The organism is Bacteroidota bacterium (assembly GCA_035506275.1).
Taxonomy (GTDB): Bacteria; Bacteroidota; Ignavibacteria; order UBA10030; family UBA8401; genus JAGVPT01.
In genome coordinates this window covers 1-18,234 of record DATJPT010000008.1, presented here as the reverse complement: position 1 = coordinate 18,234, position 18,234 = coordinate 1, and the positions used below count along the sequence as shown (strand labels likewise).

At 47.9% G+C, this 18,234-nt stretch carries 19 protein-coding genes and 1 pseudogene; 16 read left to right on the top strand and 4 right to left on the bottom strand.

The window, feature by feature from the left end; all coding sequences use genetic code 11:
* Positions 1–88: 88 nt before the first annotated feature.
* A complete protein-coding gene (locus tag VMF88_05510) occupies positions 89–532 on the top strand; it encodes a hypothetical protein (GenBank protein ID HTY10509.1) in 444 nt (147 codons plus the stop codon).
* A complete protein-coding gene (locus VMF88_05505) occupies positions 529–789 on the top strand; it encodes a hypothetical protein (GenBank protein ID HTY10508.1) in 261 nt (86 codons plus the stop codon). Before VMF88_05510 ends, VMF88_05505 begins: the two co-directional genes overlap by 4 nt.
* Before the next feature lie 3 nt (positions 790–792).
* Here the strand turns inward: VMF88_05505 and VMF88_05500 are convergent, their stop codons facing one another.
* From VMF88_05500 to VMF88_05490, 3 genes are all read right to left on the bottom strand, one after another.
* Positions 793–1,620: an IS1 family transposase gene (locus tag VMF88_05500; protein HTY10507.1), complete on the bottom strand. Its 828-nt coding sequence runs from the start codon at positions 1,618–1,620 to the stop codon at positions 793–795.
* A gap of 139 nt (positions 1,621–1,759) precedes the next feature.
* Positions 1,760–1,957: a helix-turn-helix domain-containing protein gene (locus VMF88_05495; GenBank protein HTY10506.1), complete on the bottom strand. Its 198-nt coding sequence runs from the start codon at positions 1,955–1,957 to the stop codon at positions 1,760–1,762.
* 371 nt (positions 1,958–2,328) lie between these two features.
* Entirely contained in the window at positions 2,329–2,787 is a 459-nt protein-coding gene (locus tag VMF88_05490; GenBank protein ID HTY10505.1) for a hypothetical protein, read from the bottom strand.
* A gap of 22 nt (positions 2,788–2,809) precedes the next feature.
* Here VMF88_05490 and VMF88_05485 point away from each other — a divergent pair, with 22 nt between their 5' ends.
* The 10 genes and pseudogenes from VMF88_05485 to VMF88_05440 all read left to right on the top strand — a co-directional run bounded on the left by VMF88_05485 (position 2,810) and on the right by VMF88_05440 (position 13,395).
* Positions 2,810–3,070 carry a hypothetical protein gene (locus tag VMF88_05485; protein HTY10504.1) on the top strand — a complete coding sequence of 87 codons (261 nt, stop codon included), beginning with the start codon at positions 2,810–2,812 and terminating at the stop codon, positions 3,068–3,070.
* Between the two features lie 418 nt (positions 3,071–3,488).
* A complete protein-coding gene (udk, locus tag VMF88_05480) occupies positions 3,489–4,124 on the top strand; it encodes a uridine kinase (protein ID HTY10503.1) in 636 nt (211 codons plus the stop codon).
* Between the two features lie 23 nt (positions 4,125–4,147).
* Positions 4,148–4,930 (top strand): hypothetical protein, encoded by a 783-nt coding sequence (locus VMF88_05475; protein ID HTY10502.1) that lies wholly within the window; start codon positions 4,148–4,150, stop codon positions 4,928–4,930.
* A 74-nt stretch (positions 4,931–5,004) separates the two neighbouring features.
* Positions 5,005–6,093 carry an exo-alpha-sialidase gene (locus tag VMF88_05470; protein HTY10501.1) on the top strand — a complete coding sequence of 363 codons (1,089 nt, stop codon included), beginning with the start codon at positions 5,005–5,007 and terminating at the stop codon, positions 6,091–6,093.
* Positions 6,094–6,218: 125 nt separating this feature from the next.
* Positions 6,219–7,493: a pitrilysin family protein gene (locus VMF88_05465; GenBank protein ID HTY10500.1), complete on the top strand. Its 1,275-nt coding sequence runs from the start codon at positions 6,219–6,221 to the stop codon at positions 7,491–7,493.
* 25 nt (positions 7,494–7,518) lie between these two features.
* On the top strand, positions 7,519–8,967 hold the full coding sequence (locus VMF88_05460) for an aminotransferase class I/II-fold pyridoxal phosphate-dependent enzyme (GenBank protein ID HTY10499.1): 1,449 nt from the start codon (positions 7,519–7,521) through the stop codon (positions 8,965–8,967).
* A gap of 20 nt (positions 8,968–8,987) precedes the next feature.
* Entirely contained in the window at positions 8,988–10,661 is a 1,674-nt protein-coding gene (locus tag VMF88_05455) for a molybdopterin-dependent oxidoreductase (GenBank protein HTY10498.1), read from the top strand.
* A gap of 29 nt (positions 10,662–10,690) precedes the next feature.
* On the top strand, positions 10,691–11,704 hold the full coding sequence (gene nuoH / locus VMF88_05450; GenBank protein ID HTY10497.1) for an NADH-quinone oxidoreductase subunit NuoH: 1,014 nt from the start codon (positions 10,691–10,693) through the stop codon (positions 11,702–11,704).
* A gap of 26 nt (positions 11,705–11,730) precedes the next feature.
* On the top strand, positions 11,731–12,228 hold the full coding sequence (gene nuoI, locus VMF88_05445; GenBank protein HTY10496.1) for an NADH-quinone oxidoreductase subunit NuoI: 498 nt from the start codon (positions 11,731–11,733) through the stop codon (positions 12,226–12,228).
* Positions 12,229–12,342: 114 nt separating this feature from the next.
* Positions 12,343–13,395 (top strand): annotated as a pseudogene (locus VMF88_05440) (YifB family Mg chelatase-like AAA ATPase).
* Here the strand turns inward: VMF88_05440 and VMF88_05435 are convergent.
* Complete coding sequence (locus tag VMF88_05435; GenBank protein HTY10495.1) at positions 13,370–14,869, bottom strand: recombinase family protein; 1,500 nt, start codon at positions 14,867–14,869, stop codon at positions 13,370–13,372. The pseudogene VMF88_05440 and the gene VMF88_05435 sit on opposite strands and share 26 nt — an antisense overlap.
* A gap of 146 nt (positions 14,870–15,015) precedes the next feature.
* On the opposite strand from VMF88_05435, the gene VMF88_05430 reads away from it, so the two are divergent.
* From VMF88_05430 to VMF88_05415, 4 genes are all read left to right on the top strand, one after another.
* On the top strand, positions 15,016–15,657 hold the full coding sequence (locus VMF88_05430) for a hypothetical protein (GenBank protein ID HTY10494.1): 642 nt from the start codon (positions 15,016–15,018) through the stop codon (positions 15,655–15,657).
* Positions 15,658–15,675: 18 nt separating this feature from the next.
* Positions 15,676–16,644, top strand: a complete 969-nt coding sequence (locus VMF88_05425; protein HTY10493.1) for a radical SAM protein — start codon at positions 15,676–15,678, stop codon at positions 16,642–16,644.
* Positions 16,645–16,657: 13 nt separating this feature from the next.
* Entirely contained in the window at positions 16,658–17,407 is a 750-nt protein-coding gene (locus tag VMF88_05420; protein ID HTY10492.1) for a hypothetical protein, read from the top strand.
* Between the two features lie 310 nt (positions 17,408–17,717).
* A partial coding sequence (locus tag VMF88_05415) for a hypothetical protein (protein HTY10491.1) occupies positions 17,718–18,234 on the top strand: 517 nt, incomplete at its 3' end.

Genomic DNA, 18,234 nt, shown 5'->3' with positions numbered 1-18,234 from the left:
AACGGTATATCGTAGTTCGTTATCCTCGCAAGGGAGAGAATGTTATCGGGGGTTATGCGTTTTGGTGCGGGAAAGAGGAATTACTCCCATGCTAAAAAGAAGATTTGCCAAAATAAAATTGTTGATTAAGAGAATAAGAAGGCATATCTTTGCGCATATGATTCCAGGGCTACCCTTAAATAGGTTCGGTTCTAAGAGCGAAAAGTGGAGAAGAAACAGCGTATTAACACCCCTTAATTGGCTTGTGTGGGGAATGGGCGGCTTAGTTCTTTGGTACACGCAATCCTCAAACGAATGGTGGGTAAAAGCTGTTGGACTGTTGATTGTCGTAGTCCTTCTGCTATTTTACGCGCTTAATTATTTGTGGTTCAGAAAGAATCGTCCAGAAGATTTACACAGTGAAGAATACTTGATTGCGAAACAAGGGATAGAGTTAATGGCAAGTCAGGGAGAAATACCAAAAAAAATTGAAGACGTTTCTCCAATTGAAGGTACCAAATTGCTCACACGTGGAAGAAGGACACCTCGATGAAGACATTTATGATTGTCTTTTCGGGAATCGACCGAGACCAGCTTCTTGAGTTTTTGGGGACGTTGCCTGGACACGATAAATGGTTCTATAGTTTTGAGAATTGTATTTTTGAAAATACATCGTTGAATGCACAGCAATTAGGAGAAGGTATAAGGGCAAGATTTGGCGACAATATGAGAATAATGATAACGCCGATGTCGGGCGCCGAATTTTGGGGATTCATTCCAGCCGAACACATTCCGCTTATTATTAAGTAACATTCACGCCGCCTTTGCTATATCCAAAAGTAAGTCATCCCATCCCCAAATTCTGTTTGTGATCTTCGCCTCCATAGCAGGCGTAACCCTCAATGATTGATGAATCCTCATAAAATTGTAAAAGTAGAAATGCAATGCCGTTGCCGCTTTAAGGTTCTCTAATTTCTTACTAAACGCATTAGTGAGCCGCGTCAGCCTTCTCATGCCCATCCTCATAGTCAAGTTCTGTCTTTCGATTTTACTGGTAGAAATATGTTTTCTATCAGGATTTCCGATTAACGGATTTATTATTACCCTCACGATCTGAGCGGGGGAATATCTTCTTTCGCCCTTGTTATCTTCTCGGTACTCTTTGTGAATTTGTCCATAGTCAACATCGGTACCGAAAACAGAATCTACGGCATTGAAGTACGGAGCAAAAGAATCCGTTGATAACTGAAACCGTGTAGAAATTCTATACTGCAATTCTTTCATAAGCGCAACGCAATTAATCTGATTGCGCTTCCCCACTAAGAACGCGGGGACAAGTTTAGTTTCCGCATCCATAGCAACAAAAATATATTGGTCGCCCAACTCTTCGCTATCGAAGGGCTTTAATTGCTTTTGTTTTTTCCCAACGTATCCCCAGATTTCGTCAACTTCTACGTGATTGGATTTGATATTAACCATTTCGCGGTCGAGAATTTCTTGGGCTTTCGCTCCGGCTTTGACGAGCAAGCTCATAATGGTATTTTGATCTACGCCTGTAATTCGCTGAGTAGCTCGGATTGATTGACCTTCTGTGAGGAGGGTTAAAACGAGGGCTTTCTTTTCGATTGGCAATACGTTCATGGCAAAATCTCCTTTAATTTGGGGTTGATTTTTGCCCTACCTGAACGTATATTTGTATTAGGGTTGTTTGCTCGTTCAAGCGGGCAAGCGATTTAAGAAGCCGTAGGTGTTATCAGCACTTGCGGCTTCGCTATTTATACTACTTCTGCAATCCCTTCCAGCGCTCTATTTCTTCTCTGCTAATCAGGGTTAGGCTTTTGAATTTGTAGGCCGTGATTTTGCCCCAAGACAAGTAATTGCGGATCGAATTGGGTTCAATTCCTAAAATCTTAGCCGTTTCCTTGATCGTAAAGAACTCTGAGCCATCCACTATTTTTAGTTCTTTCATCTTTGTCATGGTGCAATATAATACATACTGTATCAATTGTCAAGTATTATTTTATCTTTGTTTGCCCTTGACTATTGGGTGAAATTAACCGTACCTTTTTGGGGTACGGAGCTATGGTATGTCCCTGGCTTTGTGAGTAGTGCCAGGGAAAACTCGGTAAAACATATTCACCTCCGTTTCTGAAGATGCTTGACCCATCTTCTGATAGTGGAAAAATCAGTTGACTTTGCTCAAGGGCAATTCCCAAAGGGGGTTGCCCTTTTGCATTTACAAGATACTTCTGGAATCGAAAAATAGGAAGGAAGTGCTGTTCTGTAGATCGGAACAACTATTCGGTTTGAGCGGAACTACTGTTCGGGTATAGCGGAAGTACTGTTCCGCTATTTCTTTTTAGGGGTTATTTTCTTGTCTAAATACCGCTTCTGATACTGTTTTCCAAAACCCTCCCAGCTTGAGAAGGTATATTTGTCTGCTACCTCTTGGTATGCTTTTTCCGTCTTGTAGCCCTTCTTAATTAGCCTATCTACTTCTTGAAAATGTTTCTTTGTGTATTTCTGTTTAGCAATCCTAACAATTTCTTTCTCCGTAAACTCAATCATACTCTTTCCATCTTTGTAAACAAATTTGAGCGTTCCATATGAGATAAGCGGGAATATGATTGAGTAATACTCTGTTACCCAATAAGACAAAACCTTCTCTAAATAATCAGAGTAATTGTCCTCCAATAGACGAGATGTTCTTACCTGATTCATAATATTCTTCGTGGCATTCCTCACGTTCTCATCTTCTTCAAAAACCGGCTTCCTTGTGGTTACCCCACCTTTAGATTGCTTTGCCATGTGTTAGCGGTTATTTTTAGGCATGATAGTAATTGAGAAAAACGGTGTCTTTCTTGTCAGCGATATTCCATCGGAGCGTATGGGGAGAATGCGCTGGCTTCTAAAGATTGTGTGCCAATTTGAGTCTAATATGCGCGGACAGGCTTCTGTAGTCTCGCAGTTCTCCCCATCTATTTCTTTTGAAGAAGCTCGTCTGTTAGAGTACGATAAATACGACTCTGCAATAGGTGGCGATCAATCGACCTTGGAAGGGTTGATAGCTCAAACGGGAGAGAAAGTGTAAATATACTTGCCGTATCTACGGTTAAGTCTATTGCCTTGTCGTCTACCATCTTTTTTAGAACCTCTGCGGGCGATTTATCCGTAAATAGCAAGTAGCTGTTCATATCGAGCCAAGTTATATTTTTTTCGCCAAACGTAGTATGAAAATAGTGCTCGAAATTATTCCTTGGGCCAGCAAAAGAAGCGGTAATTGAAAGCAATGGCATAAATCCTCCAGTAGCTTGAGATGGGAAGTTTTAAGAGGTGGGAATCCCCCAACCCCGATTCAAAGGTAGGTAAAATCGGTAGGAAAATCAAAGTCAATGGCTAACCGCGAAAATACAGGGAACAACGTATTCCCAATTCAGGCACTACCCACCGGCGTTTGCCTTGCATCTACAGCAGAATTCGAGTATATTTCCAAAACTTTCCACACTTCAATGGATCACCTCGTTATCGGAATTGCCGGCGGCACAGGTTCGGGAAAAACGACTGTGACGCAGAAGGTTCTGGAGCGGCTCCGAGTACAGGATAAAGTTGTCGTTATCCAGCACGACTCGTATTACAAGGATATTTCCGCTTATCCTGGTTTGACGCCGGAAAAAATAAACTTTGACCACCCGGATTCTCTTGAAACGTCGCTTTTAATCCGCCACGTTCGTGATTTGAAACGAGAAATTCCGGTGGACCAGCCGATCTACAACTTTACGACGCATTCCCGGATGAAGGATTCGCTCCGGCTTTCGCCAAAGGATATCATCATCATTGAAGGCATTCTGATTTTTGTCGATAAAGAGCTGCGTGACCTGATGGACATCAAGATTTTCGTCGATACCGATGCCGATGAACGTCTGTTGCGGCGCATTCGACGCGACATCATGGATCGGGGCCGGTCGATCGATTCCGTCATGAACCAATACGTTTCCACCGTCAAGCCGATGCATCTCGAATTTGTGGAGCCGAGCAAACACTGGGCGGACATTATCGTCCCCCGCGGGGGAGATAACCATGTTGCAATCGATATGGTCGCCGTCAAAATAGAGACAATGCTGCGAAATAAACACAATCCCTCTTAAACATTTCATGCAAGGAGAAACCTATGTCAGATGAGGTCACGAAAACTGCATCACCGACTCAGTGGAAATGGGTCATCATTGGAGTCGTCGCCGGCATTATCATTATCGGCGGGTCGTTTTTCATCGTCGCTCCCACGTTTCACAGTACGGCGATTCAATCGCTGGTGTTGTTGATCGGTTTCGTGGTGACGGGTGCGGTTGTGGGATACTTTTCCCCCGGCATAACCATCAAAGAAGCATTTTTTGCCGGACTCATTTTGATGTTCATCTTCGCCTTTCTTCTGGGCGCGACCCCGCTCGGCGAAGGACTGAGCAAAACGCTGGTGTACCTTCTCCTCGTATTCAGCGGGATTCTTGCCCAGGCAGGTGCCTGGATGGGAGAGAAGCTGCAGGGAAGTTTTGAGAAGAAGGACGGGACAGCAAAAGACGATGTCGGTTTTCAATGGAAATGGGTTCTTGCCGGGCTCGCGCTCGGATTGGTTCTTAACGTTCTGTTCGTTTTTCTTCTTGCCCCGCTCTTCAACATCAATTTGAACCTTATTCATGTCGCATTCTCCGTTAGCTTCGTTATCCTCGGCTTCATCATCGGCTACAAATCTCCGGGGGTCACGATAAAAGAACCGGCCGTTGCGGGCGTGATCGCCGTAATCGGAGATTGGCTCTTTATCCAATACGGAATCCAATTGCCGGTCCCGGTAGGGTACATTGCTTTTGGAGTTGTTGAAGGATTTCTCCTAACGCTCCTTGGTGCCTGGCTCGGCGAGCGGTACCAGCTTGCCAAGGAATCGAAAGAAGCGCAGGCGTAATTTTTTCCCCTGGTGAAGACGCAGTAGCACGCTCTGCCAAACCAAAATCCTAATAAAGTTTTTGGAGGTTCAGCATGGCAAAGAAGAAGGTTTACCTGCTTGTGGGAACGCATAAAGGGGCATTTATTTATTCGAGCGATGAAAAGAGGAAGAAGTGGAGTTTGAAGGGACCTCTTCTGAAAGGAGCAGATGTCAACGAGATCATCCTTGACACGAGAGGCGAACCGACACTCTACGCCTGCGTCAATTCGTATTGGTGGGGTTCGAACGTTCACATCAGCAAAGACCTCGGAAAAACCTGGCAGCAATCGGAATCGGGGATCAAGTTCGACGAAAAGTCAGGCAAGGCTGTTGCTCGCGCGTGGCACGTTGCTCCCGGCCGAGCGAGTGAGCCGAATGTTCTTTACGCCGGAGTAGATCCCGGCGCTTTGTTTCGTTCCGACGATGGCGGAAAAAATTGGAAAGAGATCCAAAGTTTGACCAACCACCCCACGAGACAAAAATGGAACCCCGGAGCGGGAGGTCTCATGGTCCATTGCACCTGCATCGATCCGAACGATTCGAAGAAAATGTTCGTTGGGATATCAGCTGCGGGGGTTTTTTGCAGTGAAGACGGGGGAGCAACCTGGGAACCGAGAAACAAGGGGGTGCGGGCCGATTTTCAACCCGACAAATATCCTGAGGTCGGTCAATGTACGCATCACCTTGATTTTCATCCTGCCAAGCCGAACGTTCTCTACCAGCAGAATCATTGCGGCGTGTACAGGAGCGACAACGAAGGCAGGAACTGGATCGATATCAGCGAAGGACTTCCATCCCGGTTTGGTTTTCCTCTTCAGGTTCATCCCAATGATCCCGACACCATTTATGTTCTTCCTGAACAGGGGGCGGAGTTCCGCGGACCGGTCGACGGAAAATTCGGCGTCTATCGCAGCACGAACCGGGGCGGGCGGTGGAAGAAGCTGACCAAAGGCCTGCCGACGAAAAACATGTACGCTCACGTTCATCGTCAAGCGATGGGAGCCGATTCCTGCGATACAAGCGGAGTCTACATCGGGACGAGCGGCGGGCAAATTCTCTACAGCAGGAACGAAGGCGATTCCTGGCATCAGTTGGCCGATTGGCTGCCGGCGATCTATTCAGTTCGCACTGCGGTCGTCTGATCGTACCCAACGACTGTGACATCAACGGCCCGACGCGAATGTTCGCGTGTCGGGCCGTGTTGATTATCTCCGCGGAACCGATTATATTTGGTTAGTTTTACGTCTTCCACCATGGTTACAATCGAATGCCGAATCGAATCCACAAAATCCCTTCAAAAGAGATCTCTGCGACGTATCAAAAGACTGTTCTCCCCAACGGCATAAGGATTGTCAGCGAGGAAATTCCCCACGTAAAATCTGTTTCCATCGGTATCTGGATCGACACCGGCTCCCAAAACGAAACCGAATCGACCAACGGGATCTCCCATTTTCTCGAGCACATGGTGTTCAAGGGGACGGAACACCGGTCGACGCAACAAATTGCCCGCAGCCTAGAATCGGTCGGCGGCTACCTGAACGCGTTTACGACCAAAGAGCACACCTGTTACTATGCCAGAGTGCTCGATGAGTTTACGGAACTCGCCGTCGACGTCCTGTCCGACCTTGTGCAGTTTCCGCTGTTTCCTGAGAAGGAGATCGAAAAAGAAAAGCTTGTCGTGCTGGAGGAATTAAAAAATGCGGAGGACGATCCCGACGACCTGATCCACGATTATTTTGAAACGAATATCTATTCCGGGCATACGCTTCGGTTTCCTGTCCTGGGCTCAGCGAAGAATGTCTCATTATTCGGGAGAAAAGATCTCATCGGTTATGTGCGGGATCGCTATACTGCCGACAACATCGTCGTTGCGGCTGCCGGGAATATTCCCCACGAGAAGTTCGTCGAACTCATTGAAAAATATTTCAGACTTCATCGGAAATCCTCGGGGAGGGCGGTCCGGTCGAAATTGACACGGACCAAGAAACAAACACAAGAATTTGAAAAGCCGATCCAGCAGGCGCACGTTTGCACCGGCACTATCGGGTTCAGCGTCCACAGTAAGAACCGCTTTCCGTCACTTGTGATGAATACGCTCCTCGGCGACGGCATGAGTTCACGGCTTTTCCAGAATATCCGCGAACGGTATGGGTTTGCGTATACGGTCTATTCGTTTCTGAATATGCTGCGGGATACGGGCTCGTTCGGAGTGTATTTAGGGACAGACAAGAAGCACGTTCAGCAATCTCTTGATTTGGTCTTCGCGGAATTGCATTCCCTGAGAACCAAGCCGATTTCCAAGGCCGAATTGCAGCGAACCAAAGCGCAGCTGAAAGGAAGCATGCTGCTCGGGCTTGAAAGCACGTCGGCTCGGATGATGCGATTGGGAACGGGAGAATTGTATTTTGGAGAGTTTACCGATCTGGAAACGATCTCAAAGGAGATCGATTCGGTAAATGTGGGTGATGTCACCGACGTTGCACAGCTTCTCTTGAAGGAAGATTCGTTTTCGACAATAATTTTTTCACCGGCGGCTAACTAGGTTTTTTTGTTTCGAGACGGTCAGAATGATTTCGATCCGGGATTTGAATGCAGATTTGTTGTCGGCGGAATATGCCGTCCGCGGACCGATAGTCTCCCGCGCTCAGCAATTGGAAGAGCAGGGGAAGAAGATCATTTATTGCAATATCGGAAACCCGCAAGCGCTGAAACAAAAGCCGTTGACCTACCTTCGTCAAATTCTCAGCCTCGTTGAATATCCGGAATTGCTGGACAACAATGAAGCTGCCCGGCTTTATCCCGCCGACGTTCTGGTGAAAGCCAGATCAATTCTTTCCCGGCATCCGTCCGGCACGGGCGCATACACGCAAAGTGCGGGAATTCCGTTCATTCGAAATGCCGTCGCCGAATTCATTCAGCGGCGGGACGGAATTCTTTCCGACAAAGATCACATCATTTTGACGGACGGAGCAAGCAAGGGAGTTCAGTCCGCGCTTCTTGCGCTTCTCAGGAGCCCGAATGACGGGGTGATGATTCCGATCCCTCAATACCCCCTGTATAGCGCGACCATTGCATTGTACGGCGGCAAGCAAATCGGCTACTATCTTGATGAAGAGAATCGATGGCAGCTAAATGAGAAAGCCTTGACGGAAAGCATAACAGAGGCAATGCGGTCTGGCACTCATCCGGTCGCCATTGCAGTGATCAATCCCGGAAACCCGACGGGCTCCGTTCTCTCATACGACAACATCAGGATGATCATCGGCTTTGCGCGCAAGCATCGTCTCTCGATCCTGGCCGACGAGGTCTATCAGGAAAATGTGTACGGAAAAGGGTGCAAGTTTTATTCTTTCGCAAAAGTCATGCACGACCTTGGCGAGAACGATATTTCTCTTTTCAGCTTTCATTCGATCTCAAAGGGATTGCTGGGAGAGTGCGGCCATCGCGGTGGATATGCCGAGTTCAGGAATATTCCCGACGATGTGATGGCCGAATTGATCAAGCTGCAGTCGATCAGTTTGTGCGCCAATGTGCCGGGGCAGATCGCAACCTACGTCATGGTTTCTCCTCCCCGCAAAGGAGAAGAAAGTTACGAACAGTATCGTAACGAATTGAATTCGGTGTACGCCGAGTTGAAGTCGAAGGCTGAATTGCTTGGGACCCGGATCAACAACATCAGAGGAATGTCGGTGACAATTCCTGACGGTGCGATGTATGCGTTCGTCAAATTTGAGCTCCCCCCCGAGCCTCATGTCGATGTGCAGTCAATGTCGGAGGAACAAAGGCGGGAATACGAGGCAAAACGGGACACGGAATACTGCCTGGCGCTCCTCGAAGAGACCGGCATCTGTGTCGTGCCCGGATCGGGATTCGGTCAGGTCTCCGGCACGCTCCATTTCAGAACGACCTTTCTCCCGCCGAAGGAAGAGATCGAGCAGGTTGTCATCAGGTTGAAGGAGTTTCACGAATCGTATTGCGAGAGAATATCCCGCGCCGAAGAAAAAGTTGTTTCTTAACGGATTAAACGTTCAGGTCTATGGCAAAAATAACAATCGACGGAAATCAATTCGAGGTTGACAACAAGCGGACGATCATTGAGGCGGCTCGTGAAAACGGCATTTCCATTCCGCACTTCTGCTGGCATCCGAAACTCTCGGTGTCCGGGAATTGCCGTATGTGTCTTGTCGAGGTGGAGAAAATGCCGAAGCTTGCCATCGCCTGTTCGACGCAGGTCGCGGACGGGATGGTTGTTCATACGAACAATGAACGCGTCCTTCACGCGCGGAACGCGGTCATGGAATTCTTGCTGATCAATCACCCTCTTGATTGTCCGATCTGCGATGAAGCGGGGGAATGCAAGCTTCAGGATTATGCGTACAAACACAGCGCAGGTTTCAGCAGGTTTCAGGAAGATAAAGTTCACAAACCGAAGCGCGTTGAGATCGGTCCGCGGGTCATGTTCGATGCCGAGCGATGCATTCTTTGTTCCCGGTGCATTCGGTTTTGCGATGAGGTCGCAGGGGTTCACCAGCTTCAATTTGTGGAGCGGGGGGATCACACCGTCATTGAAACGTTCCCCGGCGAGAAACTCGACAACCCGTATTCGATGAACGTCGTGGACATCTGCCCGGTCGGCGCGCTGACGAATCGCGATTTCAGATTCAGATCCCGGGTATGGGAAATGTCGTTCACGGATAGCGTCTGTCAGGGTTGCGCGCGTGGATGCAATATTGAGATCGGTGTACGCAACAACGAGATTCTCCGCCTTACACCACGACGCAATGAAGATGTCAACAGCTATTGGATGTGCGACCATGGAAGGATGGAAACATTCAAATCCGTCAACGCGGACACACGCATCAAGGCTCCGATGGTACGAAGAGACGCTGGCCTTGTTGACGTCGATTGGGATGAAGCGATCGCAAAAGTTGCTTCGGAGTTGAAGTCGTTTAAGAAATCGGAGATCGCCGTTCTCGGTTCGGCCTTTGCGACCAACGAGGATAATTTCGCTGTACAGCGGCTGGCAAAGGAAGTATTGGGAACCAAGAACGTCGATTTCATGCGCCACATTGTTGAAGGGGATGAAGACAATATCTTGATCCGGGCCGACAAGACACCGAACAGCACGGGTGCAAAAGCAGTCGGCGTCGCTCCGGCGGAAGGAGGGATGGCATTCCAGGAGATCATTCAGGCGGTCAAAGAAGGAAAAATCAAAGCGCTGTATGCCCTGGAAGACAATATCGCGATGAGCCCTGATGTCGCGGACGCGCTCTCCAAGCTTGAGTTCTTCGCGGTTCACGCTTCAAATAAGTCGGCGACAACCGATTTCGCCGATGTTGTCCTCGCAAGCTCGACGTATGCGGAAAAAAACGGGACAGTGACAAATTTCCAGGAACGTGTTCAGCGTATTCGTCCCGCCGTCACAACGCTTGAACAGGACCGGGCCCTCGATGGATTTGAAATGAGCAGGTGGGATCGATTTGCTGCCCCGAACGACAGCTGGGGAAAAGGGCCGCGCCGCGATGCGCGCCCTTCGTGGAAAATCATTACGATCCTTGCTGCGTTGATGGGAGCGAAATTCAAATACAATTCATCCGACGAAGTCTTTGCCGATATTGCGCAAAAGGTCGACGGCTTTAAGGGGCTCACCTACCCGAAGATCGGAACCAAAGGGATGGTGATGAAGGCAAAAGCGGGTGTGACGGCGTAAGTATTATCATTCGACCAGAAATATACTATATGAACATCATTGAACCGTTAGTAAAAATCGTTTTCGTCTTCCTGGTCAACCTGACAGTTGTCGCGTATCTCGTGCTGGTTGAACGGAGAGTGAGCGCCTTCATTCAAAACCGCATCGGTCCCAACCGGGTCGGTCCGGCCGGAATGTTTCAGCCTGTTGCCGATATCATAAAGTTGTTTTTGAAAGAGGATATCGTTCCGAAAGCGGCAAACAAATTCGTCCACAGCCTCGCCCCGATCATTTCGCTCGTTGTCGCGATGACGACATTCGCCGTCATTCCGTTCGGCAATTCGATCCACCTGTTCGGCCGCGATTTCAAGTTGATGATCGCGGACGTGAATGTCGGGATACTGTATCTTCTGGCGCTTTCATCGCTCGGAGTCTATGGCATCACCCTCAGTGGATGGTCGTCCAACAATAAGTATTCGCTCCTCGGCGGACTTCGTTCATCGGCGCAGATGATCAGTTACGAACTTTCAATGGGCCTCTCCATCATCGGTGTGCTGATGATAGCGGGGACGCTGCAGTTGAACAAGATCGTCGAAGCCCAGGCGCACGGGATGTGGTTCTTCTGGAGAACGCCCGTCAGCTTCATCACGTTCGTTGTCGCATCGTTCGCGGAAACGAACCGCCTTCCCTTCGACCTGCCCGAGGCTGAGCCGGAACTGGTCGGCGGTTACCACACCGAATACTCGGGAATGAAATTCGGCCTGTTCTTCCTGGCAGAGTACGCGAACATGATAACAGCCTCAGCCGTTATCACAACATTATATCTGGGCGGATGGCAGCTGCCGTTTGTCGGGCACCTGGGATTTTCGGACCTCGCGGTAAGCCTGCTTCAGGTTGCCTCCTTCGCGGTGAAGGTTGGGCTTGTCCTCCTCTTCTTTATTCTTGTCCGCTGGACGATTCCTCGATTCCGTTATGACCAGCTGATGAATATAGGATGGAAGGTCATGCTTCCGCTTTCGCTCGCAAACATCCTGGTGACGGGTCTGTATTTTGTGCTACGATGAAATGAAAATCAAAGGATAATGGCGAGATGGAACACAGCAAGGTTGTTCGGAAAAAGGATCTAACGGTTCTGGAGAAGATGTATATCCCGGAAATTGTGAAGGGGCTGAGGCTGACCGTTGCCCAAATGTTCAGGCCAAAGTTCACTGTTCAGTACCCCGAAAAGAAATTTGCTCCCTCTGCATCGTTCCGTGGGCGGCCGATCCTTGTGGAAGAGAACGGCACCGAGCGTTGCGTGGCCTGCGGTTTGTGCAGCAGAGTGTGCCCGTCGCTGGCTATTGAGGTGCAGGCGGCTGAAACGAAGGACGAAAAGGAACGGTACCCGGAAAAATTCGAGATCAATATGCTCCGCTGTATCTTCTGTGGATTCTGCGAGGAGGTGTGTCCCGAGGAGGCGATCATCATGAGCAAGGAATACGAGCTTGCCTTCTCAAATCAGAAAGATGCCTTGTTCGGGAAGGACCGGCTGCTGACGCCGATCGAAAAAGTTCAGGATCGTCTCGACTTTCTCCGCGCTCATCGTTGAAGTTGATTCATCATTGTTTCGTTACTGCACTAAGGGGGATCCGCTCAATGTTTAATTCCTGATTTTTAATCTTTTATTTTTCATTTTTAATTTCCTTTCCGAAGGGGGGCCTTCATGTTATCAGTCGTTCTCAGCAGTGCAACCTACGGTATCAACGCCTACCTCATTGAAATAGAGACCAACATCGAGAATACCATCCCGAACTTCTTCATGGTCGGGTTGCCGGACAACGCCGTCAAAGAAAGCCGGGAGCGTGTCGCCACGGCAATAAAAAATTCGGGGCTCGAATACCCGAACAAACGTATTACGATCAATTTAGCGCCGGCGGATGTGAAGAAAGAAGGTTCATCCTACGACCTGCCTATCGCGGTGGGGATGCTTGCTTCGAGCGGTCAAGCGCGTGAGGATCTGTTGAAAAAATATGTCATTCTCGGCGAACTTGCGCTTGATGGGAGCCTTCGTCCGGTTCATGGGATTCTTCCGATCTCGGTGGAAATCAAGAAGAAAGGATTTTGCGGGATCATCCTTCCTAAGGAGAACGCCCGAGAAGCGGCAATGGTTGAAGGGCTCGACGTCTTCGGCGTTGAGAATCTTTCCGAGACCGTTTCACTTCTAAACGACGAGCTGGCGATCCAGCCGCTCAAAATCAATGTCGACGAAGTCTTCGCCGTCTCGCAAAAATATCCGCTCGATTTTGCTGACGTGAAAGGGCAGGAAAATGTGAAGCGCGCCTTGGAAGTCGCCGCGGCCGGCGGACACAATATCATTATGATCGGTCCCCCCGGCTCGGGGAAGACCATGCTCGCCCGGCGGCTGCCAAGCATTCTTCCGCCGCTGACGTTCGACGAAAGTATTGAGACGACCAAGATCCATTCTGTCGCCGGATTGCTCCCCCCCAATTCTGCGTTGGTGGCAACACGGCCGTTCCGATCCCCTCATCACACGATCTCCGACAGCGCACTTGTCGGGGGAGGTACGATTCCCCGCCCGGGCGAAATATCGCTTTCACATCACGGCGTTCTTTTCCTGGACGAACTTCCGGAATTCGCAAGGAATGTTCTTGAAGTGATGCGCCAGCCGCTCGAGGATGGGAGAGTGACGATTAGCCGGTCGAAGATGTCGCTCGATTTTCCCGCGAATTTTATGCTTGTGTGTGCGATGAATCCCTGGGGTTGCGTTGCCCAGTTGCCGCCATTTCAGGGGATGAGGGGAGATAGCAAAGATTGATGGAAACGTCGTCATGACCAATGATGATCTGTTCCGTTATGGTCTCGGCGATCCGGCGCTTTTCGTCCGCGGCGAGGGTTGTCCAACGGCTGTGCAGGTCTCGGGCTTCGCTGATGATCTGGTCGCCGGACATGAGCTGAATCTTCAGGAAATCGATCTCTCCCTGGGCTTCGGGTATCTGAGCCTCGACCTGCTTTAGCCGGTCTTCTAGGGGCTTGTAGTGCCTTCCAAAGCCTTCTTTGGGCATCTCCCCGTCAAGATAGAGCCTCATCATCTTATCCATCTCCTGTTTGATGTCTTTCTGCTGCTGATAGAGTCCCTCAACAAGCTCTTCCTTTTCATGGATTGTCCGGTCGGCTCCCTTGAGGTAATTCTCAATCTCCGTGGGAGAGAACAGGAAGTTCTTGAGCTGTTCGTGGAAAATCGATTCAAGATCCTCGACTCCTATCTTGTTCCGACATTTGGGGCAGGTGTATTTTGGAGAATTCGAGGGGACGTACATCTTGCTTCCACAATTGCAGACGACGACTCCCGAAAAGAGATTGACGACGGGACGGGCTGGCACTTTGTGGTTCTTGTGCTGTTCATCGAGAATCTTGTTGCAATGATTCCATGTCTCTTCCGAAACAATCGGTTCAATCTCGGTGAATACCCAGTCGGTGGATGGTTTCAGCTCCCAGTGCTTTTTGTCTCCCAGGCTTTTGGTGTAGTTTGCTCGCCGGAGCCCCTTGGCGCTCGGGTCCTGGAGAAGCCTCGTGATCGTGGTATCGCTGAATTTCGATCCATTCCGGGTACGGTAGCCGGACGTATTGAGAATGCGGGCGACGGCTTTCTTTCGCTTGTGTTCGAGGAAAAGATCGTAGATGAGCTTCCGGACTGGTGCTTCCTTAACGTCGGGAACAAGTTTCTTGTCAATCCATTGGTAACCAAAAGGTGCCGCCCCTCCGAGAGATTTTCCCAGTTTTGCCCGGACCGGAACGGAGGCGGCCACGCGGTCGGCAATCTCTTCCCGCTCCCATTGGGCCATGGCGGCGATCATAGTGTAGAAGAGGCGGCCGGCCGGGCTAGAGGTGTCAATCGCTTCCTGGAGCGATATAAGGTCGGCATTGTCGGAACGGAAGATATCCGCGAACTCCAGCAGCTCTTTCGTGTTTCTTGCGAGGCGTGCGAGTTTCGAGAAAATGATGCCGGTGATATGCCCTTTGTGGATATCCGCGAGCATCCGCTTCGTTTCGGGATGATCCATCACCGATTTTCCGCTCACCGCTTCGAGGTGGTAAACCTCTTTGACGGTCCATCCCTTGGATTCGGCGTAATATCGCGCCCGCTTTTCGTGATGTTCCGGACTTTCCCCTCTCGCCTGGTCTTCCGTAGAAACGCGGATCCATATGCCTATTAATTTGTTTTTTTCCACAATAAATTCTCCAAAATAACGAATAAAAAGTATCTATACAGGTAGAGGAATCTATAAATACAGATAGAAAAAGTAAAGACCCATGCAGATAAATTCATAAGCGTCGATAATAGCTGTCCTCATGAACATCAGATTCGAGTAACTCAATGTCGATTAAGCGAGGTCTGATGGTGGCCGGAGTTGGTCTGCCGGGGGTAGGAAAATCCACAATTTTTAAGGCATTAGGTAATCAGAAAAATTGGAAACATCTATGTGAGCCAGAGGAATCAGATTGGCCTTTGGCCGTTAAGATGCAGGAGGCGTCCGGCGCGTTTACGGCATTGACTTGGTTTCGTGCAATGCGGGTGCCAAATCTTTTTATTGCTGATTCTTTACGTCAGCAAGGACAAATTGTCTTGGTAGATTCTTATTATGACAAATTGATGACTCATTATATCAAAGAACCAAACATGGAATGGCTGATGCACCCGAACGATCCATATTTTCAGTTGACAAATCAAATGGCGTTGGCTGACAATATCAATCTGCCGACCGCAGATATCATGGTTTTCTTTGAAGCAACATTCATATCTTGGAAAAAACTGATTATGTCAAGAAAACGTCAATTAGATCTCGAAAGAGTATTTCCCGATGCTTTTTTATTCCAAAACGTTTTGCTAAAAGCAGCTGAAGTTGAATGCAAAAAAGGAAGCACACAATTGATCGTCTTTGAAAATGAATATGGCTCAATAGATAGATCCACTTTCAAGCTTGGCGTTCTATTGGAAAATCTAATAGATTCGCGATGAACTGAAGGGGATGGCAAAATGATGCAAGAGGGAAAAGCGGACCGGAAAAATGTTTGCGTGGCGTCGAACTCAATGCCTATTATTTATGACGACAAACATCACCATTTCGAGTTGCTAGATGATTTCGATTTAGAAAAAGCGGTAAATGAGATAAATGCGCCGTTGTCAGTGATTCTACAAATCACTCGCAAGTGTAATTTTAATTGCTCATTCTGTAGCGAAACAGTTCAAATTGATGATCCGACATTGCTTGAGTTAGACGTAATCTGTGGAAACCTTCAGGGAGTCCAGCGCGTCTTTCTGTCTGGAGGGGAGCCATTACTGAGAAAAGACTTTGTGGATATTGCTGGGATGTTCTCTAAAGACCATATAGTTGGATTGCCTACCAACTCTACCCCGGCTTCAAAAATTGCTCATGAGCTTATGGGCAAGATATCGTTTGTCAACATTGGACTGGAAGGACCTAGAGCTACGACTAATCGAGTTAGAGGCGATTTTGACAACATTCTTAGGGGGGTATATAAATTTAAAGATGTCGGAATCCCGATTTCATTTACGGCTGTGGTGATGCGCAGTATTATGCAGGCTCTTCCATTTACATTTCAAATTGCGGATATTTTGCAAGCTGGGAAGCTGAAGCTCATATTGCCAATACGCAAGGGGAACGGGAAATTATTGCCTGAGAATGAGTTTATATCCGAAGAAGAGGCAGGAAACCTATTCAGCGATTTGCTAAACCTCCGAAAAACTTTTGAATGGCGCCCTTCACTTAGAATGACAACATGGACGCGCGAGAATGAGGGTTATTCCATATTGATCTATCCAAACGGAGAAACGTTTGCATGGCCAGTTTACGACGCGGAAGACAAAGTGGAGCATATTGGAAATATCAAGTTTATGACGATCCAAGAAATCTGGAAGAAATATAGATTTAAGAAAAACCATTTGACAAAATATCTTGGTAAGAGCATAAGATCTGTCCAATAACTTATCCATTGGTATGAAAATTTACAAAAAGGAAATTAACGTCTCTGCAAAAAGATACATCGTTGGTTTTGATGTTGAGTGGACGAAAAACTATCATGCGAAACATGGCAACAAGCCGTTCTGTTTCTCCTTTGTATATGTCGACGATAGAGAGGATCTAAGTTTCCCAGATACTAAATTAGATTTCGGTTTTTTTTCGTATTACATAGACAAGGTAAGTGAAGCTGAATTCTTGTGCAAAGCAGCCAATAAATGTGCGCAGATTTTTTTGACTTCACCGAATAACATTTTCGTCGGGCATCAATTTTCGAGCGACTTGGCTGTGTTATTATCATACCGCAAGAATTTGAAACTCACTCACTTAGCATCAATTCGCTCTAAGTGGAGATCTAGACATGAAGATTGGAAGAGGAGAGAAGGAGAAATTGAGGTATTTGATACAAGGTATGATCTACCTATAAGAGGCAAAAGCCATCGCTTAGTCGATGTGTGTCAGGAATGGCGACTTAATGTGACTCAGCCTGAACTGAAAGGATCTATGACTAGAATGCAAAACGACTTTTATACCAGCAGGTCCGAATTGATAAAGGAGAAATTAACGGTATTAAATTTGAGACATAGTCTGTCTTCGATCCTGTTATATCTTCTTTTTTCAAAGGGTCATAATCTTCAAAACTCCATAAATGTTAATAAGATAATTTTCAACAATGTATCTTGCCTCTTCAGTTATGTAAAGGGCGATGAATTCAAAGAATTGCTTTAGCCATTAACCTCCACCTGCTTTAGGTTCCTCAACTAAAGCCACTATAGGGCAGCAGCTATAGCCTTTCCAGGAAATTAGGTTACCAGGATTTGTACACTTATTCTTTGGAACAATGATATGATCATGTTGCAGAAGAATGAGAGTCCTGCCCGCCTCGACGAGTTGCCACTTGATGGCAAAATCCTTACGGAAGTGGTGAAGCCCAGCTCGTAATTTCCCCTTTCGGCATAAAGACCCTACTTAGGGAAAATTTCAAACCGTATGATGATGAAATCAGATTATTTCATCATTCATATAGGAGGAATTTTCTATGGGCATCACTATTCATTACAGTGGCAAAGCAAAAAGCTTGGAAGCAGTCGATAATCTCATCGATACGCTCAAATATTTCGCAGAGCAGCGATCATGGGAACACTGGCTCGTCGACGAAAAACTGAAAGGGAGGTTCCATCCGTCATGGGGATACGGTTACGGGTATATTCCGAAACGGGAGGACATGCAAAAAGACGGTATTGAATTTTTCCCCGAGATGGTATCAAGAGACTGCAACGGATATTTTCGCCTCTTTGACACGAAGTACACCGGTGAAGTCCGCCGCTCGATGCGAAAAGGGAGGAATCCAACCTTCTTCATAGATACCACCCGAAAAGGAATCTGCCTCAATATCCATCCCCGCTGTGAAACGCTGGAATTCAGTTTCGACCTTAAGACCATCGAACTGGCCAACTACTATACCGTCAAAGGATCCGCTGGAATCTTCGGTTCCAATGGTTTTTTCTGCAAAACGCAGTTTGCAGGGTTCGAGACTCATCGTACGGTCTGTGCGC